Source organism: uncultured Dialister sp., from assembly GCF_937959425.1.
Taxonomy (GTDB): domain Bacteria; phylum Bacillota; class Negativicutes; order Veillonellales; family Dialisteraceae; genus Dialister.
Genome location: NZ_CALGPS010000033.1, coordinates 1 through 22354 on the forward strand (window position 1 = coordinate 1; position 22354 = coordinate 22354).

A 22354-nucleotide genomic window follows, 5' to 3' on the forward strand; every position below is an offset into this window, starting at 1 on the left:
GGGTGGGTGGCGAGCGCAGCGAGCCGGAAGGGGTCAGCTGCCTGCGGCAGCTGATGTCAAAAAGGGGCTGTGAAAAAATGATTTACATTTTTTCACAGCCCCAATGATTATAAAAGATGCCTGCGGCGGCAATACCTGCTTACCAGCCCACTAGTACACTAGTACACTAGCCCACCAGCCCACTAAACAATATAGGAAAGGACTGTGAAAAATGATTGCCATTTTTCACAGTCCTTTTTGCATGGTCATTTTCATCTGAAAAGCAGGGGAATCAGCGCTTTCTCATGGCTTCCAGTTTTCTTCTTCTCCTCCTCACCCGGTTGATATGGCGCTCGAACTGTCCGCTTTCAATGAATTCCGCCAGCACCAGCTGGTCAAATACCGGCACGGTGCAGGAATAGAAGCCCACCTTTTCCCGGTAAAGAGAAATCATGGATTCCGGCAACACCAGGTAGCCCACCCGGATGGAGGGGGCAATGGTTTTGGAAAAACTGTTCATGTAAATCACCGGCCCTGAAGGCGCAAGGGAAAAGAGGGTGTCCTCGGGCTTGGAAAGAAGGGTGAATTCGGAGTCAAAATCATCTTCAATGATGAATCCCTTCCTTTCCTCCGCCCAGCGAATATACTCCGCCCGCTTGGATGCACTGGCAGTAATGCCGGAGGGGAAGCTGTTGAAGGGGGTCACATGGAGCACAGAGGCCCGGCTTTTCGCCAGCTCCTTTGACTCTATGCCCTCCTTTCCCATGGCAAGCATTTCCACCTCCACCTGGCTGGCCTCGTAAACCTTACGGATTTTTTCATAGGACGGATTTTCCAGCCCGTATACACGGTCCCTTCCCAGCACCTGCACATTGAGGCCATAGAGATACTCCGCCCCGGATCCGATAATGATTCCCTCCGGCGGTACATGCATATCCCGGCTCCTGGCCAGATAGGATGCCAGAGCCTCCCGAAGCTCCCGGCAGCCCTGATTAGGCGATGGATTTAATATTTTTTCCCCGTAGGTAGAAAGCACATTCCGCATGGTTCTGGCAAAGGCAGAAAAAGAAAATAAATCCCGCTCCATTTCATCCCGCCGCTCCACTGCCACCGGCTCCGCCGCCCTCCGTCTTTCCCTTCTCCCTTCGGACACAGGGTAGGCATCCCTTTCCTTGTAAATCACAAAGTAGCCGCTCCGCTCCCTTGGCTCCACATATCCTTCCTCCGTCAGAAGCTCATAAGCATGCTCCACCGTAATCACGCTGTATCCGGATTCGTCGGCCAGCTGCCGCTTGGAGGGAAGCCTGCTGCCGGAGGTGTAAACGCCGCCGGTAATTTTTTCGCGAAGGGCTGTGTAAAGTTTCATGTAGCCGGTCATGGTCGGCTCCTTTCTTTCTTAGTGAACTAGTGAACTAGTGAACTAGTGATCTAGTGTTCTAGTGGGACAGTGGGACAGGGGAATAGTGGGACAGGGGGGACAGCGGTCAGCGGATAGCTGATAGCGGCCAGCGGTCTTCTGGTTATATTTTTTTGAATCTTTCTGGTGATTTCAATAAGTTCAGTTTCATATTATAATTCATACCATAATGAAATGCAAAGGAGCGCTGATTATGATTCATGAAAACTGCATAGACCCTCTGCCGGCAGTCCACAGCCGGCACAATACAAGGTGGCTCACCATCTGCGGTCTTTTTATGGCTATGAACGTGGCCCTGTCTTCCTTCGGCCTGCCGGTGCCCGGCGGCCATCTGTATCTCAATGATATCATCATCGTCACCGCCGCCCTCATTCTTGACCCGGCCGGTGCCTTTCTGGTAGGCGGCGTCGGTGCCTTCCTGGGGGATTTCTTCTTTTATCCCCTGCCCATGTTCGTATCCCTTGTGACCCACGGGCTCCAGGCCATGGCGATTTCCTATATGGCCCATCACTGCTTTAAGGGAAACCGTTTTCTGGGCGTGGCTTCTGCAGTACTGGTAGGCGCAGTCATTATGGTGACAGGCTATTCCCTGGGCCGGGCCTATGTGTACAGCACTCCTGCCTATGCCTGGATCAAGCTCCCCTATGAAATCCTGCAGGCCCTTTTCGGCGTCATCTGCGGCCCTTTCTTGGTATGGAAACTGAAGCTGGATGAAAAGGTAAAGAAACTGATTGATGGAAAGTATTGAAATAAAAAAGACTATGGAGAAATGTCATATTTCTTCATAGTCCTTTTTTTAGTTGGTTTAAAAGCCCTATGGTTCAAAGGGTGGTGGACTGCCCTTTGTGCAATGATGATAAAAGCAGCGTTACCATACTCACTTCCCTGTGACTGCGCCTCATATCCATCTACAGGATAGGGAACAGGATACGGGCCAGGTAGATGGTGGTGGTCATGGTAATGCAGGACAAAAAGGTGCTCATCATCACCAGTTCCGTGGCAAAGTCTTCGCAGTTATGGAATTCCACGGCGTAAAGCACGGAATTCACTGCCGCCGGAACGGAGGACATGATGAGGATGGTCTGGCTCACTGCAGGGTCAAAGGCAATGCCCATGAAGCGCCATGCGTGGATGAGGCAGAATGCCACCAGCGGCCCCATGACAAGGCGCACGAAGCAGCCCAGCCAGGCATCCACATCACCGAAGGAAATCCTGCTCCTGTGAATCTGCATGCCTAGGGCAATCATGACGATGGCCACCAGGGCGGAGGCACAGTTCTGGAAAATAGGCCAGAGGAAGGTGGCAGTCATGTCAAAGCCGGAATACTTGATGGCAAACACCGCCACCAGCGTATAGATGACGGGCATATGAAATACCACGGACAGGGCATCCCGGGGGCTGAGCCGCCCCTTCCCCGCCTGGTAAAGGCCCAGGGTATTAAGGCACATATTCATCTGCACCAGCATCATGGTGGCTGCCGCACCGGCCACGGTCAGATAGGGGGTCTTGCCATCCACAATGTAGGGCGAATTAGAAAATACCAGGGCAATCAGGGCGATACCGATATTTCCGTTATTGGAAAACATGGTGCCGTTCTTGAAAGCCTCCGTTTTGGCCGTGGAAAAGCCCCTCACCTTTCCTACCGCCATGCCGATGAATCCCAGAATGAACATGAGGGCAAAGGACAGGAGGAACACGTGAAGCATGGCCATATCCAGCTTGGCCACATAAATGCTGTAGAAAATGAAGCAGGGCAGCACCACATAAAAGGTGAGCTTGGTGAGAGACGCCACGTCCATATGGTAGCGCCGGTCCAGGAAGTAGCCGATGGCCACGAACACCAGAAGAGGCAGGATATTGTCGGAAATAATCTGTAAAAATGCCATCATATGCCTCCTTACATGGCCACAGGGAAAAGAATGCGGGAAAGATAAATCATGACAGTCACCGTCACTGCGCCTGCCACGGTGTTGAAGAGTACGGACCGGGTGACGAAATCGGGATGGTTCTTATATTCCACGCTGTAAATAATGAGGGCCATGGACGATGGGATGGCGGCATAAAGGAAGAACACCTGCTTCGCCACGGGGCTGAGGAAATCGGAAAATCCAATCGTAAGGCAGAAAGCCAGGAAAGGGGCAAGGAGCAGCTTTAACGCTCCGGACAGGAAATCCGCCGCCTTTGGCATTGCCAAACGGCTCCGGTGGAGCTCAAGCCCTATAGTTACCGTAATCAGGACGATGAAAGCGCCGTTGAAATGCTGCAGCACCGGCCACAGGAAACTATGTTCCAGAGGAATGCCTGCCATACGGACAAGCACCGCCAGGATGGCCGCATAAAGGGCGGGCATCCGGAAAAGATATTTCAATACGTCCGCCGCCGAAGCGCCCCGGCTGCGAATGAGGGCGGCGCCGAATACGTTCACCGCCATATTCATGAGGATCATAAGCACAGCCATGGTGCCCATGGCCTCTGCCAGAAAGGGATGGGACGCCCCTTCTGCAAAGGGAGGATGGGTATAAATCAGCATCACCAGCGCTGCCCCGATGTGGCCGGAGTTGGAAAAGGTGGACACCGCCTTGAACTCATCCCGCTCTTCACTGGAAAGGGGAAGAAATTTGGAAAAAACGCCGGAAAGCAGGTACATCAAAAGCAGAAGGATCATGGCCGCCGGAATGACCGCCATATCTGCCCCGCTGCCCTGGTACTGATACATACTGGAAAAGATGAAACAAGGCAGCACCACCATCACCGTGAGACGGCTGTAGGTGGCAATATCGATTTTAAACCGGCTGTCCAGAAACCATCCTGCCCCGATGAAAACGAAAAGTGGAAGAATATCATTCCACAGAATGGAAAAAAGAATCATGGTACCCCCTTATGGATGCCAAAGCATCCCTGGTTTTATTTTTATGTAAAAATCGGTTCAGGAAAAGAGCCGGTTATGACCGAATGGAATGGACCGCATACTCCATGAAGGCTTCCCGGATAGACCAGAAAGGACTCTTCCGTTTCCATCCAAACGAAATGGTATACTTCGTTTCCCAAAGATCAATGCGCACCATGTCCCGGGAAGCTGCCTCTGCATTCCAGTGAATCATATTGGCCGGGCAGAAAAGAGCGCCCACGGACCTCATGCTTAAATCAATGAGGGTCCCCATGTTATCAGAAGAAGCAGCAATCTCCGGTTTGAAGGAAGCCCTGTCCAGATAACCGGCAGCTGCCTCGCCTGCCACATTGTCCCGGCTGGTCACGACGAAGGGAACAGACCGGAGTGATTCCATGGATTCCAGATGGGAATGGGCCAGACTTTCTATATCATCCTCCGAAAAACCACGGCTGAAAAGCAGCTCCTTCGATACCAGAAAAGCAATATGTTCCTCATAGAAAGGTCTTGTCACAATGCCTTCCATCGTTTTGCCGAAACGGGCCACCGCCAGGTCCAGGTCTCCTTCCCGCACCATCTTTTCCAGATCGGTGTTGCTGCTTTCCACCAGCGTAAAGGACACCTTCGGATAGAGCTTTCGAAATTCTGCGCAAAGGGCAGGCATGATTTCCCGCTCCCTCATAAATCCTGTACCGATACGAAGAGTGCCTCTCTGATTATCAGCCACATCGGAAAGGGCACGGCGCAGCTCTTCTTCCTCATCCGCCAGGCGAAGGGCATATTCATAGAAAACCCGCCCGCCATTGGTCAGTTCCAACGGCACATGGCGAAGGAAAAAGGGCATGCCCCATTCCTTTTCCAGTGAAGCCATACTGGCCGACAGAGCCTGCTGGGTCATATGAAGTTTCTCCGCCGCCCTGGTGAAATTTTTCTCCCTGGCCAGCATGATGAAATAAGAAATACTCTGAAAATTCATGGGCCCTCCATTTACAGTCCAATTTGACTGCATACAGTATACCGCAGGAAACAGGATTTGTTCAATGAAAACAGCAGAAAAACAGGGAAGAAGAACTTCCCTGTCTTTTCCTGCCGCTCAGATGGTTACCACAGGTGGAAAGCCAGATCAATGCCGCAGATATGGCAAATTTCATCAGCCCGATACATTCTGCGGCGGGCAAACCAGAGCACAATGGCTCTTTCCTTACCCATTTCATTCACAGCACCCATGATTTCTCTGCTCAGATTCTTTTTCATATGAAAGACCTTCTTTCTATACTCATGAGGAACTCTTTATCTTTCCTCTATGGGTAGTATAGAATTTTCTGGTCACAATATCCAACTGTTGATTTATGTAATTATTACAATCATCCCTTGTTTTTTAGTTCTCAAAAGGCCATGGCGCCTCAGGGTTTAAACTTATACCCCACGCCCCAGATGGTGAGAATATGCTTCGGGTCGGAAGGATCCTCCTCCACCGCCTCCCTGAGACGATTGATATGTACCGGCACAGTGGACGTATTTCCCAAAGAATCCATGCCCCAGATCCTGGTGTACAGGGACTCCCTGCTGAACACCACATCCGCATGAACCATGAGGAACTCCAGAAGCTGGAACTCCTTATTAGGCAGCACCTTTTCCTCTCCCCTCACGAAAATGCGGTGGGTATCGGGCTCCAGGGTAATGCCGCTGATGGAAATTTTCTTCCGTTCCTCTGCCTTTCCTTTCAGCCTTTCGTACTGGGCCAGCTGGGACTTCACCTTCGCCACCAGCACCCCCGGGGAGAATGGCTTTTCTATGTAATCATCGGCCCCGAAGCCAAGGCCCCGGATCTTGTCAATGTCCGTTCTCTTGGCCGTCACCATCATAATGGGAATATCCACCTTGTCCCGGAGTTTCCTTACAATCTGGAACCCATCCATCCCCGGCAGCATGACATCCAGGAGGATGAGGTCATAGTCCCCCGTCAGCGCTTCCGTGAGGCCAGCCGTGCCGTTTTCCTCCACCGTCACCTGGTAGCCGCTCACTTCCAGATAATCCTTTTCAATGGACGCAATATCGTCATCATCTTCCACTATCAGTATCCGTTTTGCCATTTTTAACCTCCAAAGGTAATGTCAGGATGACTTCCAGTCCATGGGGCATCCTGTTTTTAAATTCTACTTTTCCCTTCATCAGCTCCGCAGCCCTTGCCACGATGGAAAGGCCAAGACCGCTTCCGTTCTCCGTCCGGCTCCTGGCCTTGTCGGTGCGGTAAAAGGCTTCCTGCAGCCGTCCAAGGGATTCTTTCGGCACTCCCGGGCCATCATCCTTCACGGAAAGGATTGCCTCTGTCCCTTCTTTTCTTACATCCACCTCTATATGAACCACATCATCGGTCTTGTACTTGATGCTGTTGGATATGAGATTTTCCACAATCCGTTCAATGAGGAGGGGACTGCCGGCCACAGATACATTTTCTTCAGCATGGAAGGTAAACTCCGCGCCGTTCTTCTCCCAGTTTACCCGGTTTTCCTCCAGAAACTCCGACGTAAGGCTTCCCAGGTCCACTGTCTCCAGGGGCAGTGCCCTTTCCCCGATGTCCATCTTGGTCAGGAGGAGCAGCTGCTCCACCATCCGTTCCAGGACGTCCGCCTTCTTATGGATGACCTGAAGATACCGTTCCTGCATGGCCGGCGTAGATGCCACGTGGTCTTCCAACCCCTCCACGTAAGCTTTGATAGAAGTAAGGGGTGTCCGGATGTCATGGGAAATGGAAGCAATCAGTTCCTTCCGCTTTTCTTCCTCCTCTTCCCTTTCCTCCAGGGACCGTTTCAGCCGCCAGGCCATCATATTGAAGGCCTCGATGGCCGGGCTGAATTCATCGTGCCGATGATGCACCAGATGGACAGAAAGGTTTCCTTTCCGGATTTCCCCGGCCCCCTGTTCCAGATCCTTCAGGGGAGAAAGGATACGGCCTATGATAAACTTGGAAAGGAGATAGCTGGTAATCAGGATAAAGACTGCCAGGGCCAGGAGGATAAAACGGCTCATGGCGCGGAAGGCCTTTTCAATGGCCGCATCACTTCTGGCATGGGGATGATGGGCAATGGTGTACAGATGGTATGTTTCATTCCGAATGATTTCCTTATCCAGGAAATAGTACCGATCTCCATCGGTCATACTGTAGCTGCTATTTCCCTGCCGGTCATCCAGTTCCCTGCGGATGCCGGTCTCATCAAGGGCCCTGGCTTCGGATATGTACTTTTCATTCCCGTAACTGTAGATGAGATTTCCATCTTTTTCCAAAGCCACGTAGGTCTGGAGGGGATCCATAATTTCCATGACCCAGGCATAATGGGATACATCTTCCCTGTGCCGGATGCCATGGAAAACAGCGGTCTTTATGGTATTAGATACCACATTGAACTGGAAGCTGCTTTCTGCCATGACATGGTTCCCGCTGGCCGCATACATCATGAGGCCTGCAAAACAGGAGGCCACCACAAAAAGGGTCATGAACAGAGGAAGTATGCATACTGCTATATGGGATAAAATCAGGCTTTTTCGTATATTCACCGATGAATCACCTACCTTCAACACCCCGCTGGCCGCAGCTAAGTAGAGGGAATCAGCGGGGCCCTGATCCTGTAATTTCCTTTATCATAAGAAATCCCCATGATTCCTGCAAGCTCCATTTTCCCAGTTTAGGATTTATTTATACTTTAATATAAAATCATTTACTTCGCTCCTGTAGGCTATGGATAGAGAAATTGATTTCATACTTACTGGAGGAAAAAATGATAAAAAACCTTCGTTCCCATCCCTATTGGACGTTGTTCCTTTTCACCATGATTATTTATCTTATGGGCAACCAGTTCCTTGCCGTTACGGACACGGCAGAATCCAACTATGCCCTGACTGCCAAAGAAATGGTACTGTCCGGCGATTGGATTTCCCCGCAGATCTATGGCCGCTACTGGTACGACAAGCCCATATTCTACTACTGGGAACTGGCATTATCCTTTGCCCTCTTTGGATTCAACGAAATGGCCGCCCGCCTGCCCGCTGCCATCCTGGGTTCCGCCTCAGTCCTCTTCACCTACTGGTTCGGCCGCCGGACCTACGGGGAAAAGGTGGGCTGGCTTTCCGCTATTATCCTTGGCACCTCCGTGGAATGCTGGGTTCTCTCCAAAGCCGTGATTACCGACTCCACCCTCTTCCTCTTTATGAGCGGCGCCGTTGCTTTCTTCTACCTGGGGTACACGGAAAACCGGAAGTACTACTACCTCTGCTACGTCTTTGCAGCTCTCGCCACCCTCACCAAGGGGCCCATCGGACTGCTTCTCCCGGGGTTGGGATGCTTCCTTTTCCTGATTTATAAGAAAGACTTCCGGGAAATGGCCCATGTCCACCTTCTTTCGGGGCTGGCCCTCTTTACCGTCATCGCCGGTGCCTGGTACGGCACCATGTGCTACCTCCACGGCAGTGATTTCCTGCTGAACTTCATCGGCGTCCATAACTTCCTCCGGGCCACGGTGTCCGAGCATCCTTCCCATAATAAATGGTATTTCTATATCATTATTTACTTCGCCGGATTTGCCCCCTGGAGCTTCTTTGTTCCCTGGTCCCTCTACCGCCGGTGGAAAGAAAAGAAACTGGATCTTCGAAGCGCCAGGGATGCTACCCAACTTCTCCTGATTTATGCTTTCGTTGTCTTTATTTTCTTCGAATTCGTGGCTACCAAGTATACCACCTATACCTTCCCTGCCCTGTTCTCCCTGTCCATCCTCACCGGAGTTCTCTATAAAGACATCTCTTTCCGCATCGAGAAAGCGGGCCTTGCCCTCGGGGTCCTCTATTCTGTACTGGCCCTCACCGTGGCTCCTTCCATTATGCTGAACCATTCCGGCAAAGAAGTGGGAGAAGCCCTGGCCCATATGGATACGGAAGGCAAAACCATTGCCTTTCTGGATACCTACCGGACCTCCGCCGTATTCTACAGCGGAAAGACCATTTACCGGGCCGAAGAGGGCGATAAGATCGAATCCATGGAACCGGGCACCCTTTCCTGGAATGCAAAGAACGTGATGCCCTTCATTGCTGAAGAAAAACTGGCCAATGACCCGAACGCCATCCTGATCGCCAAAGATAATGACCGTTCCCCCTTCCTCATAGCCTATAACGAAAACCTGGATTCCTACCGCATCAATGTATCCGGTGAATACAGCCTCTGGCTGCGGTAAGCCAAAATACTCCAGGGTCCAAATCAGGACCCTGGAGTATTTCTATCTCTTTTTATCATTCATAGGCCCTGAATCGGCATCTGGCTCATAATAAAATTCCTTTACTTTTTCGAAAGAAAGCGATATACTATATGAGTCAATCCTATGGCGGTGTAGCCAAGCGCTAAGGCGTGGGCCCTGCAAGGCCCTTATCCCCGTGTTCAACTCCGGGCACCGCCTCCAGCAATATAAAAGCTCCTGAGTTTTCAGGAGCTTTTTTGATGTGTATGGAGCCACTGCATGGCAGGGTTCAGAGGGTTCAATGCCTATATGTATTGTCCCCCCGCTTGCGGGGGAAAGGTGGTGCCGCAGGCACCAAAGGGGGATGGGGCCTTTGGCCCCGTGGGTTCTTAAGGTTCTTAGGTTTAACAGCGCCTATGGCGCTGAGGGTTGTGGTATCGCCCTTTCGGGGCGATGAGTATATAAGCCGCGAAGCGGCATACGTTACGTGCTTTTCTTCCCGCCTCACTCATCATTCTAAGGGCAGCGAAGGATAACGATATTCAACGGAAATACTGACGTCTGATAGTCTGTCGTCTTCCTGCTTTCGGGAATACAGGAAAATCACCAGCGGAAAGCCGACAGCTGACAGCAGTTTCCTTACTCCTTCGGCACGGGGCCGTACTTGTTCTTTTTATTTTCTCCCGGGAAGAAGGCAAGGAGGATAACTGCTGCCATGAAGATGACCGCCACTACCCTGGTAGCCATGAGCTGGCTTCCCAGGAAGTCTCCTCCCAGCTGGTTGATGGCAAAGAGGAGAAGGAAAAATAGCCAGTAGTAGAGGTGGGAAAGGCCGATGTCCGAAAGGCGGCGCATGGCCAGGCTGATGAGGGAGATGAAGCAGAGGGTGCCTACCACCAGGAAGGTGAAGATGTACACATTGAGGTCCCCTACAAAGAGTTCCGGCCGAAAGCAGGTAAATCCGAAGAGGATGGCGGCGGGGATGGCGGCGCCCAGCATTTTGGGGATGTAGGAGCGGCGGCTCATGCGGCCTACGGGATTGAAGTAGGTCTGGAAAATTTTATGACCTACCCCTTTGGACGCTTCTTCCGCTTCCTTTTCAATGGCTTCGTTATCGGAAAGCACTTTAGCTTCCTCGCTGTCCATGAGGGCGATGGTAACCACCTTTTCTCCCTTTTCCGGTTTCGTGACGAAGATGGAAGTGACGGTGTCTGCGAAAATAGTCATGCCTGCTGCTTCTTCACCTGTTCCTTCCGATTCGGAGAGGGTCTTAATGAAATCATTTCTTTCCCCCGCCGGCAGTTCCATGTAAATGGCGGCGGTTTTCTTATTACGGATGCACACGCCGATGATAGATACTTCTTTTCCGTAGAAGGAGAATTTCTCTTCTCCTTCGGAGAGGGAGTAGAATTCGATATGCTTGTCTTCGTCCTTCTTCTCCCTGGTGGCGGTGTATTCTTTGGAAATGCTTCTGAGACTGTCGCCGAGACGGATTTTTCCCGCTCTTCTTGGTTTCCTGTGTTTTCCGCCGATGGCTGCTTTGCCTGCATTTTCTGTAATATCAGGTATATCAAAATCCATGTTCATGTAGATTCGCTCCTTTGAAATAGGGATTTTCCACGTTTCTATTTATTGTACCATGAGAGGCAGGGAGAAAAAAGCGGCCCTGCTTTTCGTTTCATTCATAAAAAAAGAACCGGCGAGGATTCACCGGTTCTTTCTTATGACACAGGAAATCAGTCAACCAGGGCGATGATCACTTCAGGAGCGTTATCGCCGAGACGGCCGTCCAGTTTCACAATGCGGGTATAGCCGCCGTTGCGTTCTGTGTATTTCTTTGCAATTTCATCAAACAGTTTCTTTGTAACAGCCTTGTCCATGATGAAACCTTCAGCCTGGCGGCGGGCATGGAGATCGCCTCTCTTAGCGAGGGAGATCATCTTGTCAGCTACATGGCGGAGTTCTTTGGCCTTGGATTCAGTGGTTTTAATCTGGCCATGCTGGAAAAGGGCGGTTACGAGACTGCGCAGCAGGGCCTTGCGGGCGCCGCTGACTCTTCTCAATCTACTACGAGCCATTTCTTTCCTCCTATAACTATATCAATCCTTGGAATCTTTGAGATGAAGTCCGTAATCCCGGAAGTTTGCCAGTTTTTCTTTGATTTCATCTACCGATTTTTTACCAAGGTTGCGTACACGGGTCAATTCATCTTCTGTCTTGTCTGTCAGTTCGCCGATGGTATTGATCTCGGCTCTCTTCAGGCAGTTGAATGCACGGACAGAAAGTTCCAGTTCGTCAATGGGGAGGGCGCGGACTGCGTCTTCATTGACTTTATCCTGAGCGGGAGCGGGGCTTTCTTCTTCTGCTTCGCCTTCCGCAGTTTCGGTGCCGGGCTGGCTGATGCCGATTTTGCAGAAGTTTTCAAAGCAGCTGATGAGGATGTTGGCAGCTGTTGCCACTGCGTCGTCCGCATTGACAGAGCCGTCGGTATCCAGTTCCAGGGTCAGCTTGTCATAGTCCATTTCGTTGCCTACTCTGGTATCGCTGACTTCGTAATTGCATTTAACAACAGGAGAATAAATGGAGTCGATGGGGATAACGCCGATGACGTCTTCCTCTCTCTTGTTCTTTGTGAAAGGTACATAGCCATGTCCACGGTTAATGGTCATTTCCATGCCCAGATGGGCATCGGAATCCAGGGTGCAGATGGCCAGATCTTTGTTGAGAACATCTATTTCAGCCGGTAAAACCATGTCACCGGCATGGAAAATACCCTCTTTAGTGATATCGATCCGAACGGTGATGGGGAAGGTCGCTTCGTCGTGGGCGATGAAACGGATCTTCTTCAGGTTCAGGATCATATCTGTTACATCTTCTCTGACGCCGTTGATAGTAGAAAATTCATGAAGCACGCCGTCGATTTTGATAGACGTAATAGCCACACCGTCTAAAGATGAAAGCAACACGCGTCGTAAACTGTTGCCCAGGGTGATGCCATAGCCTCTTTCGAGTGGTTCGCATTCGAATTTGCCATGACGCTTGTCATCGCTGAGTTCCACAGTCTTAATTGTGAAGCTAGTATTTTCGATCATCCGAAAGTCCTCCTTCTGCGCCTTGCGGCGCCAAAATGAAACAGAAAGGATATACCTTAATTATACTCTTCTGCGTTTCGGAGGACGGCAGCCGTTATGAGGAATCGGGGTGACGTCCTTAATGCTGCTGACTTCAATGCCTGCTGCCTGCAGTGCACGGATTGCGGCTTCACGGCCTGCACCCGGTCCTTTGACGAATACGTCAGCGGAACGCATGCCCTGGTCAATAGCCACTTTAGCAGCCTGTTCAGCTGCCATCTGTGCTGCGAATGGTGTGCTCTTACGGGAGCCTTTGAATCCGAGTCCGCCAGCAGATGCCCAGGCAATGGTGTTGCCGTTGGAGTCAGTAATCGTTACAATCGTGTTGTTGAAAGTAGAACGAATATGAGCTGCACCGGATTCTACATGTTTTCTTTCTTTTCTTTTTGCTTTACTTTTTACCGTAGCCATTATATCCCTCCTTCAACATTACTTCTTGGTTGCAGTCTTCTTGCCTGCAATTGTCTTCTTCGGACCTTTGCGTGTACGGGCATTGGTTTTTGTTCTCTGTCCGCGTACCGGCAGGCCTTCACGATGACGTCTGCCTCTGTAGGAACCGATTTCTACCAGACGCTTAATGTTGAGGGATTCTTCTCTACGGAGATCACCTTCGACTTTGTAGTCAGCCAGAACGTTGCGGATTTTTGCAACGTCATCTTCTGTGAGATCTCTCACACGGATATCAGGATTGATTCCTGCTTTGTTTAAGATTTCTTTGGAAAGAGTGGGGCCAATTCCATAAATATAAGTTAAGCCGATCTCAACGCGCTTATCTCTTGGTAAGTCTACACCAGCTATACGTGCCATCTACTCTTTAACCTCCTTTTAATTAACCTTGTCTCTGCTTATGCTTCGGATTTTCACAAATGACCATTACACGGCCTTTGCGTTTGATGATCTTGCACTTGTCACACATCTTTTTGACGGACGGTCTGACCTTCATCTTGGTTCCTCCTTACTTACTTGTAACGATAGGTAATCCTGCCGTGCTCTAAATCGTAGGGCGTCAATTCCACTGTTACTTTATCCCCGGGCAGTATACGGATGAAATTCATCCTCATTTTGCCGGAAATAGTAGCCAGCACAATATGGCCGCCGTTTTCCAGTTTGACACGGAACATGGCGTTTGGAAGCTTTTCTACTACTTTGCCTTCCACTTCAATAACGTCTGCCTTGCTCATGAGAGCCTCCTTTGGCTTACATATACTGTCCGCTGGTACGATATCAGTCGCGCAGCGTCAGAATTTTGGGACCATCTTTTGTAATGGCAACGGTGTGCTCAATGTGGGCAGACGGTTTCCCGTCGGCAGTCACTACACCCCAGCCATCACGAAGAGAAATGATATCAGCACTTCCCATGGTAATCATAGGTTCGATGCAGATAACCATGCCTTCTTCAAGACGCGGCCCATGACCTGGCGTTCCGTAATTCGGAATTTCCGGATCTTCGTGCATGTCCGTCCCGATGCCATGGCCTACATATTCCCGAAGAACGCCGTAGCCGTATGGTTTCACATAGCTTTCCACGGCATGACCGATGTCACCTACGGTGTTGCCCACCACTGCCTGCTTGATGCCTGCAAAAAGTGCGCCTTCCGTAGCTTTGATCAGCTGCATATTCTTCTTGTTGGTATGGCCTACCGGTACGGTGATACAGGAATCACCCATGTAACCATTTAATTCTACCACAAGATCGATAGAAATGATATCACCTTTTTTTAAAATTTTTCTTGCTGAAGGAATTCCGTGGACAACAGTGTCATTTACAGATGCACAGATGGAGCCGGGATAGCCTTCGTATCCCTTCTCGGCGGGAATGCCGCCTCTGTCTCTGATAAATTTTTCTGCCAGGTGGTCGAGGTCAAGAGTGCTCATGCCCGGCTTCACTGCTTTTTCCAGCATAGAGAGGGTTTCCGCAGTCAGACGGCTGGCTGCGGCGATTTTCTCTATTTCTTCCGGTGTATGGATGATAATCATTTAGAAGCCTTCTTTAAAGCGTCCTGGATATCAGCATACACCTTGTCCATGGACTGATCTCCGTCGATTTCATAGTACCGGCCGCTGACTTTGTAGTAGTCAATGAGGGGCTTGGTGGACGTTTCGTAAACGTCAAGCCGCTGGGAGATGGTCTTTTCATTATCATCAGCCCGCTGGTACAGTTCACCGCCGCAGTTGTCGCAGATGCCTGCCTGCTTCGGGGGACGGAATTCTTTGTGGAAGGAAGCTCCGCATTTCTTGCATACCAGTCTTCCGCTTACTCTCTTGATGATGTCATCACGGTTGGCCTTGATGCCGATGACAGCAGTAAGCTGGATGCCCAGTTCATGCAGAATGGCATCCAGGGCAGAGGCCTGGGCGGTGGTGCGGGGGAATCCGTCGAGGATCCATCCCTTTTTGCAGTCGTCCTGGGCCAGTCTTTCCTTTACGATGCCCACAGTTACACTATCCGGAACAAGGGCTCCCTTGTCCATATAGCTTTTAGCTTCCTTGCCGAGAGCAGTTCCCGATTTCACAGCCGCACGGAACATGTCGCCGGTTGCAATCTGGGGGATGCCGTAATCACGAATGAGCTTTTCTGCCTGGGTGCCTTTGCCGGCGCCGGGAGGTCCCATTAATAAGATATACATATCCTGCTCCTTATTGTACAAAAGCCTTATTTAATAAAGCCCTGATAGTTTCTTGTAACCATATAAGACTGTGCCTGTCTCATGGTGTCCAGTGCAACGCCGACGATAATGAGGAGGGATGTACCACCGAAGTACACGCCCTGGATGCCGGTGATGTTTCCGATGAAGTTCGGAAGGATTGCAATGAATGCCAGGAAAACGGCGCCGGTCAGAGTGATTCTGGACAATACCTTGTCTACATACATCATGGTAGGCTGTCCGGGGCGGATGCCGGGGATGAAGCCGCCGTATTTCTTCATATTATCTGCCAGATCCTTGATGTTCACAGAAATGGCGGTATAGAAATAGGTGAAGATAAAAATGAGGAAACCGTAGCAGATGGTATTTGGCCAGGTGCCCCATCCAAAGAAATTGCCTACTGCCTGTACCCAGCTCACATGGATGAACTGTGCCAGGGTAATGGGGAGCATGAGAATGGAGGATGCGAAGATGATGGGGATAACACCGGCCTGGTTAACCTTGAGAGGCAGGTAGGTGGAATGGCCGCCATACATTCTGCGTCCGATCACACGCTTGGCATACTGGATAGGAATTCTTCTCTGTCCTTCATTCACTTCGATAACCATGAGAATCATGGCAAGGGCAATGACCAGGAACAGAAGAAGCTGGAAGGGAGAGATGGTGCCGACTTTGAGGTAATCCACCACGGTGGAAATAGCCTGAGGGAAGCGGGCTACGATACCGCAGAAGATGATAAGGGAAATACCGTTGCCGATACCATGTTCCGTAATCTTATCGCCGATCCACATGAGGAGGCAGGTGCCGGCCGTGAGGACAACGATAACAAAAAAGAAATACAGCCAGCTGTTATCAACAAGGGCATTGTTGATACGCAGGGCATAGGTCATGCCGAATGCCTGCACAGCTGCCAGGAAAATGGTGAAGTATCTTGTTACTTTCTGGATTTTCTTGTATCCTTCTGCGCCGTCTTTTCTCCATTCTTCCAGGGTGGGGATGACAGCGGTAAGGAGCTGCATAATGATGGATGAGTTGATGTAGGGGGTAATACTCATGGCGAAGATGGAGAACTTGCTGAGTGCCCCGCCGGCGAAGAGGTCCAGGAACCCGAAGAGGTTGCCCGATGTGAAAAGGCTCTCAATCACCGATGAATCAACCCCCGGCACGGGGATATGAACCCCGAGACGGAAGATGACAAACATCAGGAAAGTGAAAAGAATGCGATCTTTGAGTTCTTTATTTGCAAAAAAGTTTGCTAAAGTAGATCCCATATCAGATCACCTCTACTTTTCCACCTGCTGCTTCGATTTTCTGCTGAGCGGTCTTGGTGAAGCCCTGAGCTCTTACGGTCAGAGCCTTGGACAGTTCACCGTTTCCCAGTACACGTACACCATCGAGAACGTTCTTCAGAACACCTGCTTCAACGAGGGCTGCCGGATCAACGACAGCGTTGGCATCGAAACGATTCAGCTGTTCCACATTGATTTCAGCGTATTCTTTAGCTAATACATTTTTAAAACCGCGCTTTGGAAGACGACGGTACAGAGGCATCTGGCCGCCTTCAAATCCAGGACGGACACCGCCGCCGGTTCTGGCGTTCTGGCCTTTCGCACCGCGGGTAGCCTGTTTGCCCATGCCGCTGCCGAGGCCTCTGCCTACGCGACGACGTACTCTTGTGGAGCCTTCAGCCGGTTTCAGTTCATGCAGTTTCATCAGTGCACCTCCTTCTTATTATTCTGCTTCTTTGCATTCAACCAGATGCTGAACATGATGAATCATGCCTTTAATCTGGGGGGTAAGTTCTTTTTCTACAGAGGAATTGGTCTTGTGAAGGCCAAGTGCCTTAATAGTAGCGATATGTTCCGGTCTGGAGCCAATCACGCTTTTTTTCAGTGTAATAATAACTTTCATGAGGGGCCCCCTTAGTTGTAAATTTCGTCCAGGCTCTTTCCGCGGAGTGCTGCAACAGTTTCTGCATTTTCAAGCTTGGAGAGACCGTCCATGGTAGCTCTAACCATGTTGATGGGGTTAGAAGAACCGAGGGATTTGGTCAGAATGTTACGGATGCCTGCCAGAGCCAGTACGGCACGAACCGGGCCGCCGGCTTTGATACCGGTACCTTCGGCAGCAGGTTTCATAATGACCTTGCCGGCACCGTAGATGCCCAGCATGGGATGAGGAATGGTTCCGTTTTTCAGAGCCACGGTAATCATATTTTTCTTAGCGTCTTCAACGCCCTTGCGGATAGCTTCAGGAACTTCAGCTGCCTTGCCCAGGCCTGCGCCTACCTTGCCTTTGCCATCACCGACTACTACAACTGCAGCAAAGGAAAAACGACGGCCGCCTTTAACGACTTTAGCAACGCGGTTGATGAAAACGACGTTTTCCTGTAAGTCGGATTCCTGTTTTTCAAATCTTGGCATGTGCTTTCTCCTTTTTAAAATTTCAAGCCGGCTTCGCGGGCACCTTCAGCCAGAGCCTGCACTCTGCCATGATAGATATAGCCGCCGCGATCGAATACTACAGTTTCAATGCCCTTTTCCAGAGCTCTCTTGGCAACGAGAGCGCCTACAGCCTTAGCTGCTTCAGCGTTTCCGCCATAGGGGAACTGAGCCTTGATTTCTTTATCTAAGGTATTAGCCGATACCAGGGTTACGCCAGCTTCATCATCAATGACCTGTGCGTAAATGTTAGCCAGGGATCTGAATACATTGAGACGCGGGCAGGCAGCAGTACCGGAGATTTTCTTACGAAGACGCAGATGACGGCGGATAACCGCATTTCTGCTTGCATTTTTACGCATATTTTTCTACCTCCTGTCTTACTTTGTTGCGCCGGTCTTACCAGCCTTACGGCGTACGTATTCACCGGAATAACGGATACCCTTGCCTTTGTAAGGTTCCGGTTCTCTCCAGGCACGGATTTCAGCTGCTACCTGGCCAACCTTTTCCTTATCAGCGCCGGATACGAGGATCACAACGGAAGACGGAGTGGTGATTGTAATACCTTCCGGCGGGTTGATGATAACCGGATGGGAGAATCCGAGAGCCAGCTTCAGGTTTTTGCCCTGCATCTGTGCATTGTAGCCGACGCCCTGGATTTCCAGTTTCTTTTCATAGCCCTGGGTTACGCCAACAACCATGTTGTTGATCAGGGTACGGGTCAGTCCGTGCAGGGAACGGTTTTTGATTTCATCATTTGGACGGGAAACCAGGATTTCATTGTTTTCCAGTTTGATGTCCATTTCTTCATTCAGTGTACGGGACAGTGTTCCCTTCGGGCCCTTAACTGTTACTGTATGGCCGTCAATCTTGACTTCCACACCAGCCGGGACCGCAATAGGTTTCTTGCCAATTCTTGACATTCTATACCTCCAACGGATTACCAGACAAACGCAAGAACTTCGCCGCCAAGGCCTTCTCTGCGAGCTGCCTTGTCAGTCATGATGCCCTTGGATGTGGAAATAACTGCAATACCGAGACCACCGAGAACCTTCGGCAGTTCTTCTTTGCCTGCATACACTCTCAGGCCCGGTTTGGAAATTCTCTTCAGACCTTTGATGACCTTTTCACGGTTAGCGCCGTATTTCAGGGAAACGCGGAGAACCTGGTGGCCTTCGACTTCGATCTGTTCTACGTTTTTGATAAAGCCTTCATCTTTTAAAATCGTAAGCACAGCTGCCTTAATTTTAGAAGCAGGCATATCTACCTTATCATGATATGCATCGTTCGCATTACGAATACGGGTAAGCATATCCGCAATTGGATCGGTTGTTACCATTATTTAATCCTCCTCCCGAATTACCAGCTGGCTTTTCTAATTCCCGGAATTTCGCCATTGTAAGCCAGATCACGGAACTGGTTACGGCAAATTCCGAATTTACGCATATAGCCGTGGGGACGGCCTGTCAGTTTGCAACGGTTATGCAGACGTGTCGGAGAAGCGTTGCGGGGCAGTTTGGAAAGAGCTTCCCAGTCGCCTGCTTCCTTCAGGGCCTGACGTTTGGCTGCATATTTCTGAACAGCGAGTTCTCTTTTCTTCTCGCGTTCCAACATAGACTTCTTTGCCATATTGTCCTCCGATTATTTCTTGAACGGCATGCCGAACTGGCGCAGGAGCTCGCGGGCTTCTTCATCAGTCTTAGCCGTAGTTACTACAATGATATCCATGCCGCGGATACGGTCGATTTTTTCATAATCAACTTCCGGGAAAATCAGCTGTTCCTTCACGCCGAATGCATAGTTGCCGCGGCCGTCGAAGCTCTGGTCGCTGATACCGCGGAAATCGCGTACGCGCGGAAGAGCGATGTTGATGAGACGGTCGAGGAATTCATACATTCTGTCGCCGCGGAGGGTGACTTTGCAGCCCAGGGGCATTCCTTCACGGATGTGCCATGCAGCCAGGGATTTATGAGCCTTGCAGATCATCGGCTGCTGGCCGGTGATAGCTGCGAGATCAGATGCTGCTGCATCAACTGCTTTAGAGTTTTCAGTAGCTTCGCCTACACCGATGTTGATGACAATCTTATCCAGCTTCGGGATTTCCATGTCATTCTTGTAGCCGAACTTTTCGCGCATGGTGTTTTTAATCTGCGCCTTGTACAAATCGTTTAATCTGGACACTTGTTATCCTCCTTCCCGCTTAAGCCTTGTCAATAATAGCGCCGCTCTTAACAGCTGCTCTTACATAAGAGCCGTCCTTCTGCTGGACTTTCTTTACGCGGGTCGGTTTCTTGGATTCCGGATCCAGGATCATGACCTTGGACGCATAAATCGGAGCTTCCTTCTCGATGATGCCGCCCTTTGGGTTAGCCTGGTTCGGTTTCATGTGTTTCTTAACCATGTTGACGCCTTCAACGACTACACGGCCTTCTTTCGGCATAGCGGCTTTGATTTTGCCCTGCTTGCCTTTATCTTTGCCGGAAATAACGACAACTGTGTCTCCGGTCTTTACATGCAGTTTCTGACTCATCATTTGCCTCCCTATTAGAGCACTTCCGGAGCCAGGGAAATGATCTTCATGAAATCTCTTTCACGGAGTTCTCTTGCTACCGGTCCAAAAATACGTGTTCCTACCGGGCTCTTGTCGTCTTTAATAATAACAACTGCGTTTTCATCAAAGCGGATGTGGGATCCGTCGCTGCGGCTTACGCCGTTTACGCTGCGGACTACGACAGCCTTGACTACCTGGCCCTTCTTAACAACGCCGCCGGGGGTTGCATCTTTGACCGTGCAAACCACAATATCACCGATATTGCCGCTCTTACGGAAGGAACCACCCAGAACTTTAATAACCAGGACGTTCTTAGCACCGGTATTATCTGCAACGTTGAGTCTGCTTTCTTGCTGAATCATCGTGCCTATCCTCCTATAATTATCTTTCTATATCAGTTCTGACGGGCAACGATTTTCTCAACTCTCCAACGCTTGTCGCGAGACAGCGGGCGAGTTTCGACGATGCGTACCGTATCACCGACACGGCATTCGTTGTTTTCGTCATGCGCTTTGAACTTGGTTGTGGTATTAATAGATTTTTTGTACAGCTTGTGGGGAACTTTGCGTTCTACAGCAACAACGACGGTTTTATCCATCTTATCGCTGACAACAATTCCCTGGCGCACCTTGCGCAACTTTCTTTCTTCTGCCACGTTGAGATCCTCCTTTGGATTAACCGTCATGCCTTCTTGGCAGCCTTCAATTCTTCTTCACGCTGAACAGTCTTGATTCTTGCGATGGTCTTCTTTACTTCGCGAATACGCATCGGATTTTCAAGCTGTCCTGTAGCGAGCTGAAAACGGAGGTTAAACAGTTCTTCCTTTAAGCCGGCAACCTTTTCATCTAATTCGGCAGTGCTCAGGTTACGAATTTCATTGACCTTCATTTTATTCACCTGCCACTTCTTGTCCTTTAACTACAAACTTTGTCTTGATCGGCAGCTTGTGACCTGCAAGGCGCATAGCTTCCTTTGCAGCTTCCATGGGGATGCCGCCCATTTCGAACATAACACGGCCGGGTCTCACTACTGCTACCCAGTATTCTACAGCACCTTTACCGGAGCCCTGACGGGTGCCGATCGGTTTAGCGGAAACCGGTTTGTCCGGGAAAATCTTAATCCAGACCTTGCCGCCGCGCTTGGTATAACGGGTCATAGCAATACGGGCTGCTTCGATCTGGCGGCTGGTAATCCAGGATGGTTCCGTGGCAACCAGGCCATATTCACCGTAGGTTACGGTGTTTCCACGATGTTCCTTGCCTTTCATACGGCCGCGGAACTGTTTACGATATTTTGTACGCTTTGGAATTAACATCAGGAATCACTCCTTTCAGAGTTTTTCGGTCTGCGTTCTCTGCGATCACCGCGGCGGCCGCCTCTTCTGTTGCCATCATGACGGTTGCCTCTGTCCTTGTTGGTGCGGACGTTTTCGTTTTCATCCACAACCTGGCCGGGAGCGAGTTCGCCTTTATAAATCCAGACTTTAACGCCGATAGCACCATAGGTGGTGTGAGCTGCGGTTACACCGTAGTCAATGTTGGCACGGAGAGTCTGAAGGGGAATGGAACCTTCACGGTAGCTTTCGCTGCGGGCGATTTCAGCGCCGCCGAGACGACCGGAAACGGTTACCTTGATACCTTTAGCGCCTGCGCGCATGGTTCTGCCTACAGCCTGTTTAACAGCACGGCGGAAGCCGATACGTCTTTCCAGCTGGGAAGCAATGTTTTCACCAACCAGGATAGCGCTCATGTCGGTGGATTTGATTTCAAGAATATCAATATCCACTTCTTTATCAGTTACAGCAGCCAGGGCTTTCTTGATATCCTCAATGCCTGTGCCGCCGCGGCCGATAACCATGCCCGGCTTAGCGGTATAAATGGCAAGCTTTACACGATTGCCTACACGTTTAATGCCAATCTTGGAAATGCCTGCTACGAACAGGTGCTTCTTTAAAAACTGGCGGATTTTGGCATCTTCCACAAGCAGTGCAGCATAATCTTTTTCTGCAAACCATTTGGAATCCCAGTCATCGATCACGCCTACACGCATTCCATGCGGATTTACTTTCTGACCCAAAACGT

General features: G+C 50.3%; 33 protein-coding genes and 1 tRNA gene. 3 read left to right on the forward strand and 31 right to left on the reverse strand.

Going from position 1 to position 22354, the window contains the following annotated elements:
* Nucleotides 1–271: 271 nt before the first annotated feature.
* On the reverse strand, nucleotides 272–1357 hold the full coding sequence (locus Q0482_RS01415) for a PLP-dependent aminotransferase family protein (RefSeq protein WP_299142474.1): 1086 nt from the start codon (nucleotides 1355–1357) through the stop codon (nucleotides 272–274).
* A 208-nt stretch (nucleotides 1358–1565) separates the two neighbouring features.
* On the opposite strand from Q0482_RS01415, the gene Q0482_RS01420 reads away from it, so the two are divergent.
* Nucleotides 1566–2144: an ECF transporter S component gene (locus Q0482_RS01420; protein WP_299142477.1), complete on the forward strand. Its 579-nt coding sequence runs from the start codon at nucleotides 1566–1568 to the stop codon at nucleotides 2142–2144.
* 160 nt (nucleotides 2145–2304) lie between these two features.
* Here Q0482_RS01420 and Q0482_RS01425 read toward each other — a convergent pair whose 3' ends face one another.
* The 6 genes from Q0482_RS01425 to Q0482_RS01450 form a co-directional block, all read right to left on the reverse strand.
* Nucleotides 2305–3285: an AEC family transporter gene (locus Q0482_RS01425; RefSeq protein WP_291057815.1), complete on the reverse strand. Its 981-nt coding sequence runs from the start codon at nucleotides 3283–3285 to the stop codon at nucleotides 2305–2307.
* Between the two features lie 8 nt (nucleotides 3286–3293).
* Nucleotides 3294–4265, reverse strand: a complete 972-nt coding sequence (locus Q0482_RS01430) for an AEC family transporter (RefSeq protein ID WP_299142479.1) — start codon at nucleotides 4263–4265, stop codon at nucleotides 3294–3296.
* Nucleotides 4266–4338: 73 nt separating this feature from the next.
* The gene (locus Q0482_RS01435) at nucleotides 4339–5259 is read right to left on the reverse strand and encodes a LysR family transcriptional regulator (protein ID WP_299142482.1); all 921 of its coding nucleotides are present in this window, start codon (nucleotides 5257–5259) and stop codon (nucleotides 4339–4341) included.
* A gap of 125 nt (nucleotides 5260–5384) precedes the next feature.
* Nucleotides 5385–5537, reverse strand: coding sequence for a hypothetical protein (locus Q0482_RS01440; protein WP_008859835.1), 153 nt, complete (start codon nucleotides 5535–5537; stop codon nucleotides 5385–5387).
* 149 nt (nucleotides 5538–5686) lie between these two features.
* Entirely contained in the window at nucleotides 5687–6376 is a 690-nt protein-coding gene (locus tag Q0482_RS01445; protein ID WP_299142485.1) for a response regulator transcription factor, read from the reverse strand.
* Nucleotides 6345–7838: a HAMP domain-containing sensor histidine kinase gene (locus tag Q0482_RS01450; protein WP_299142488.1), complete on the reverse strand. Its 1494-nt coding sequence runs from the start codon at nucleotides 7836–7838 to the stop codon at nucleotides 6345–6347. The genes Q0482_RS01445 and Q0482_RS01450 overlap by 32 nt, the downstream gene beginning before the upstream one ends.
* 221 nt (nucleotides 7839–8059) lie before the next feature.
* Here Q0482_RS01450 and Q0482_RS01455 point away from each other — a divergent pair, with 221 nt between their 5' ends.
* Both Q0482_RS01455 and Q0482_RS01460 read left to right on the forward strand, forming a co-directional pair.
* Entirely contained in the window at nucleotides 8060–9505 is a 1446-nt protein-coding gene (locus Q0482_RS01455) for a glycosyltransferase family 39 protein (protein WP_299142490.1), read from the forward strand.
* A 146-nt stretch (nucleotides 9506–9651) separates the two neighbouring features.
* A tRNA-Cys gene (locus tag Q0482_RS01460) sits at nucleotides 9652–9727 on the forward strand.
* Nucleotides 9728–10144: 417 nt separating this feature from the next.
* Here the strand turns inward: Q0482_RS01460 and Q0482_RS01465 are convergent.
* The 24 genes from Q0482_RS01465 to rpsC form a co-directional block, all read right to left on the reverse strand.
* Nucleotides 10145–11092 carry a DUF805 domain-containing protein gene (locus Q0482_RS01465; RefSeq protein WP_299142492.1) on the reverse strand — a complete coding sequence of 316 codons (948 nt, stop codon included), beginning with the start codon at nucleotides 11090–11092 and terminating at the stop codon, nucleotides 10145–10147.
* A 149-nt stretch (nucleotides 11093–11241) separates the two neighbouring features.
* On the reverse strand, nucleotides 11242–11583 hold the full coding sequence (gene rplQ, locus Q0482_RS01470; protein ID WP_291057828.1) for a 50S ribosomal protein L17: 342 nt from the start codon (nucleotides 11581–11583) through the stop codon (nucleotides 11242–11244).
* A 21-nt stretch (nucleotides 11584–11604) separates the two neighbouring features.
* Nucleotides 11605–12597 carry a DNA-directed RNA polymerase subunit alpha gene (locus Q0482_RS01475; RefSeq protein WP_291057830.1) on the reverse strand — a complete coding sequence of 331 codons (993 nt, stop codon included), beginning with the start codon at nucleotides 12595–12597 and terminating at the stop codon, nucleotides 11605–11607.
* A 60-nt stretch (nucleotides 12598–12657) separates the two neighbouring features.
* Entirely contained in the window at nucleotides 12658–13047 is a 390-nt protein-coding gene (gene rpsK / locus Q0482_RS01480; protein WP_008859827.1) for a 30S ribosomal protein S11, read from the reverse strand.
* Nucleotides 13048–13065: 18 nt separating this feature from the next.
* Nucleotides 13066–13443 carry a 30S ribosomal protein S13 gene (gene rpsM / locus Q0482_RS01485; RefSeq protein WP_299142497.1) on the reverse strand — a complete coding sequence of 126 codons (378 nt, stop codon included), beginning with the start codon at nucleotides 13441–13443 and terminating at the stop codon, nucleotides 13066–13068.
* Nucleotides 13444–13465: 22 nt separating this feature from the next.
* A complete protein-coding gene (rpmJ, locus tag Q0482_RS01490) occupies nucleotides 13466–13579 on the reverse strand; it encodes a 50S ribosomal protein L36 (RefSeq protein ID WP_008859825.1) in 114 nt (37 codons plus the stop codon).
* A gap of 16 nt (nucleotides 13580–13595) precedes the next feature.
* The gene (gene infA, locus Q0482_RS01495; protein WP_008859824.1) at nucleotides 13596–13817 is read right to left on the reverse strand and encodes a translation initiation factor IF-1; all 222 of its coding nucleotides are present in this window, start codon (nucleotides 13815–13817) and stop codon (nucleotides 13596–13598) included.
* A gap of 43 nt (nucleotides 13818–13860) precedes the next feature.
* Nucleotides 13861–14613 carry a type I methionyl aminopeptidase gene (map, locus tag Q0482_RS01500; protein WP_299142500.1) on the reverse strand — a complete coding sequence of 251 codons (753 nt, stop codon included), beginning with the start codon at nucleotides 14611–14613 and terminating at the stop codon, nucleotides 13861–13863.
* Nucleotides 14610–15263: an adenylate kinase gene (locus tag Q0482_RS01505; protein WP_296958714.1), complete on the reverse strand. Its 654-nt coding sequence runs from the start codon at nucleotides 15261–15263 to the stop codon at nucleotides 14610–14612. Before Q0482_RS01505 ends, map begins: the two co-directional genes overlap by 4 nt.
* A gap of 26 nt (nucleotides 15264–15289) precedes the next feature.
* The gene (gene secY / locus Q0482_RS01510) at nucleotides 15290–16552 is read right to left on the reverse strand and encodes a preprotein translocase subunit SecY (RefSeq protein ID WP_299142503.1); all 1263 of its coding nucleotides are present in this window, start codon (nucleotides 16550–16552) and stop codon (nucleotides 15290–15292) included.
* Nucleotide 16553: 1 nt separating this feature from the next.
* Nucleotides 16554–16994: a 50S ribosomal protein L15 gene (gene rplO / locus Q0482_RS01515; protein ID WP_299142505.1), complete on the reverse strand. Its 441-nt coding sequence runs from the start codon at nucleotides 16992–16994 to the stop codon at nucleotides 16554–16556.
* A gap of 18 nt (nucleotides 16995–17012) precedes the next feature.
* Complete coding sequence (rpmD, locus tag Q0482_RS01520; RefSeq protein WP_008859819.1) at nucleotides 17013–17192, reverse strand: 50S ribosomal protein L30; 180 nt, start codon at nucleotides 17190–17192, stop codon at nucleotides 17013–17015.
* A gap of 11 nt (nucleotides 17193–17203) precedes the next feature.
* The gene (gene rpsE, locus Q0482_RS01525) at nucleotides 17204–17704 is read right to left on the reverse strand and encodes a 30S ribosomal protein S5 (RefSeq protein ID WP_291057842.1); all 501 of its coding nucleotides are present in this window, start codon (nucleotides 17702–17704) and stop codon (nucleotides 17204–17206) included.
* A gap of 14 nt (nucleotides 17705–17718) precedes the next feature.
* Nucleotides 17719–18084, reverse strand: coding sequence for a 50S ribosomal protein L18 (rplR, locus tag Q0482_RS01530; RefSeq protein ID WP_008859817.1), 366 nt, complete (start codon nucleotides 18082–18084; stop codon nucleotides 17719–17721).
* An 18-nt stretch (nucleotides 18085–18102) separates the two neighbouring features.
* Nucleotides 18103–18645: a 50S ribosomal protein L6 gene (rplF, locus tag Q0482_RS01535; RefSeq protein WP_299142509.1), complete on the reverse strand. Its 543-nt coding sequence runs from the start codon at nucleotides 18643–18645 to the stop codon at nucleotides 18103–18105.
* A gap of 17 nt (nucleotides 18646–18662) precedes the next feature.
* Complete coding sequence (rpsH, locus tag Q0482_RS01540) at nucleotides 18663–19061, reverse strand: 30S ribosomal protein S8 (protein WP_008859815.1); 399 nt, start codon at nucleotides 19059–19061, stop codon at nucleotides 18663–18665.
* A gap of 20 nt (nucleotides 19062–19081) precedes the next feature.
* Nucleotides 19082–19351 (reverse strand): 30S ribosomal protein S14, encoded by a 270-nt coding sequence (rpsN, locus tag Q0482_RS01545; protein WP_291057844.1) that lies wholly within the window; start codon nucleotides 19349–19351, stop codon nucleotides 19082–19084.
* A 12-nt stretch (nucleotides 19352–19363) separates the two neighbouring features.
* Nucleotides 19364–19903, reverse strand: coding sequence for a 50S ribosomal protein L5 (rplE, locus tag Q0482_RS01550; RefSeq protein ID WP_291057845.1), 540 nt, complete (start codon nucleotides 19901–19903; stop codon nucleotides 19364–19366).
* A gap of 19 nt (nucleotides 19904–19922) precedes the next feature.
* The gene (gene rplX, locus Q0482_RS01555; RefSeq protein WP_299142538.1) at nucleotides 19923–20240 is read right to left on the reverse strand and encodes a 50S ribosomal protein L24; all 318 of its coding nucleotides are present in this window, start codon (nucleotides 20238–20240) and stop codon (nucleotides 19923–19925) included.
* Nucleotides 20241–20266: 26 nt separating this feature from the next.
* Nucleotides 20267–20635: a 50S ribosomal protein L14 gene (rplN, locus tag Q0482_RS01560; protein ID WP_008859811.1), complete on the reverse strand. Its 369-nt coding sequence runs from the start codon at nucleotides 20633–20635 to the stop codon at nucleotides 20267–20269.
* A 32-nt stretch (nucleotides 20636–20667) separates the two neighbouring features.
* Complete coding sequence (gene rpsQ, locus Q0482_RS01565; RefSeq protein WP_040380320.1) at nucleotides 20668–20928, reverse strand: 30S ribosomal protein S17; 261 nt, start codon at nucleotides 20926–20928, stop codon at nucleotides 20668–20670.
* 26 nt (nucleotides 20929–20954) lie between these two features.
* Nucleotides 20955–21161, reverse strand: a complete 207-nt coding sequence (gene rpmC, locus Q0482_RS01570; RefSeq protein WP_291057848.1) for a 50S ribosomal protein L29 — start codon at nucleotides 21159–21161, stop codon at nucleotides 20955–20957.
* 1 nt (nucleotide 21162) lies between these two features.
* Nucleotides 21163–21588: a 50S ribosomal protein L16 gene (gene rplP / locus Q0482_RS01575; protein ID WP_299142515.1), complete on the reverse strand. Its 426-nt coding sequence runs from the start codon at nucleotides 21586–21588 to the stop codon at nucleotides 21163–21165.
* The gene (gene rpsC / locus Q0482_RS01580) at nucleotides 21588–22349 is read right to left on the reverse strand and encodes a 30S ribosomal protein S3 (protein ID WP_299142518.1); all 762 of its coding nucleotides are present in this window, start codon (nucleotides 22347–22349) and stop codon (nucleotides 21588–21590) included. The genes rplP and rpsC overlap by 1 nt, the downstream gene beginning before the upstream one ends.
* Nucleotides 22350–22354 lie beyond the last annotated feature (5 nt).

Excerpts from the sequence above, each read along its gene's own strand:
- Q0482_RS01430 (WP_299142479.1), bottom strand. The coding sequence starts at position 4,265 with ATGATTCTTTTTTCCATTCTGTGGAATGATATTCTTCCACTTTTCGTT.
- Q0482_RS01455 (WP_299142490.1), top strand. The coding sequence starts at position 8,060 with ATGATAAAAAACCTTCGTTCCCATCCCTATTGGACGTTGTTCCTTTTC.
- rpsN (WP_291057844.1), bottom strand. The coding sequence starts at position 19,351 with ATGGCAAAGAAGTCTATGTTGGAACGCGAGAAGAAAAGAGAACTCGCT.
- rpmC (WP_291057848.1), bottom strand. The coding sequence starts at position 21,161 with ATGAAGGTCAATGAAATTCGTAACCTGAGCACTGCCGAATTAGATGAA.
- rplQ (WP_291057828.1), bottom strand. The coding sequence starts at position 11,583 with ATGGCTCGTAGTAGATTGAGAAGAGTCAGCGGCGCCCGCAAGGCCCTG.
- rplR (WP_008859817.1), bottom strand. The coding sequence starts at position 18,084 with ATGCGTAAAAATGCAAGCAGAAATGCGGTTATCCGCCGTCATCTGCGT.
- rpsE (WP_291057842.1), bottom strand. The coding sequence starts at position 17,704 with ATGCCAAGATTTGAAAAACAGGAATCCGACTTACAGGAAAACGTCGTT.
- Q0482_RS01465 (WP_299142492.1), bottom strand. The coding sequence starts at position 11,092 with ATGAACATGGATTTTGATATACCTGATATTACAGAAAATGCAGGCAAA.
- rplP (WP_299142515.1), bottom strand. The coding sequence starts at position 21,588 with ATGTTAATTCCAAAGCGTACAAAATATCGTAAACAGTTCCGCGGCCGT.
- rpsM (WP_299142497.1), bottom strand. The coding sequence starts at position 13,443 with ATGGCACGTATAGCTGGTGTAGACTTACCAAGAGATAAGCGCGTTGAG.
- infA (WP_008859824.1), bottom strand. The coding sequence starts at position 13,817 with ATGAGCAAGGCAGACGTTATTGAAGTGGAAGGCAAAGTAGTAGAAAAG.
- Q0482_RS01445 (WP_299142485.1), bottom strand. The coding sequence starts at position 6,376 with ATGGCAAAACGGATACTGATAGTGGAAGATGATGACGATATTGCGTCC.
- Q0482_RS01420 (WP_299142477.1), top strand. The coding sequence starts at position 1,566 with ATGAAATGCAAAGGAGCGCTGATTATGATTCATGAAAACTGCATAGAC.
- rplO (WP_299142505.1), bottom strand. The coding sequence starts at position 16,994 with ATGAAACTGCATGAACTGAAACCGGCTGAAGGCTCCACAAGAGTACGT.
- rpmJ (WP_008859825.1), bottom strand. The coding sequence starts at position 13,579 with ATGAAGGTCAGACCGTCCGTCAAAAAGATGTGTGACAAGTGCAAGATC.
- Q0482_RS01440 (WP_008859835.1), bottom strand. The coding sequence starts at position 5,537 with ATGAAAAAGAATCTGAGCAGAGAAATCATGGGTGCTGTGAATGAAATG.
- rplF (WP_299142509.1), bottom strand. The coding sequence starts at position 18,645 with ATGTCAAGAATTGGCAAGAAACCTATTGCGGTCCCGGCTGGTGTGGAA.
- Q0482_RS01505 (WP_296958714.1), bottom strand. The coding sequence starts at position 15,263 with ATGTATATCTTATTAATGGGACCTCCCGGCGCCGGCAAAGGCACCCAG.
- Q0482_RS01435 (WP_299142482.1), bottom strand. The coding sequence starts at position 5,259 with ATGAATTTTCAGAGTATTTCTTATTTCATCATGCTGGCCAGGGAGAAA.
- Q0482_RS01415 (WP_299142474.1), bottom strand. The coding sequence starts at position 1,357 with ATGACCGGCTACATGAAACTTTACACAGCCCTTCGCGAAAAAATTACC.
- Q0482_RS01425 (WP_291057815.1), bottom strand. The coding sequence starts at position 3,285 with ATGATGGCATTTTTACAGATTATTTCCGACAATATCCTGCCTCTTCTG.
- map (WP_299142500.1), bottom strand. The coding sequence starts at position 14,613 with ATGATTATCATCCATACACCGGAAGAAATAGAGAAAATCGCCGCAGCC.
- rplN (WP_008859811.1), bottom strand. The coding sequence starts at position 20,635 with ATGATTCAGCAAGAAAGCAGACTCAACGTTGCAGATAATACCGGTGCT.
- rpsH (WP_008859815.1), bottom strand. The coding sequence starts at position 19,061 with ATGGTAACAACCGATCCAATTGCGGATATGCTTACCCGTATTCGTAAT.
- rpmD (WP_008859819.1), bottom strand. The coding sequence starts at position 17,192 with ATGAAAGTTATTATTACACTGAAAAAAAGCGTGATTGGCTCCAGACCG.
- rpsK (WP_008859827.1), bottom strand. The coding sequence starts at position 13,047 with ATGGCTACGGTAAAAAGTAAAGCAAAAAGAAAAGAAAGAAAACATGTA.
- Q0482_RS01475 (WP_291057830.1), bottom strand. The coding sequence starts at position 12,597 with ATGATCGAAAATACTAGCTTCACAATTAAGACTGTGGAACTCAGCGAT.
- secY (WP_299142503.1), bottom strand. The coding sequence starts at position 16,552 with ATGGGATCTACTTTAGCAAACTTTTTTGCAAATAAAGAACTCAAAGAT.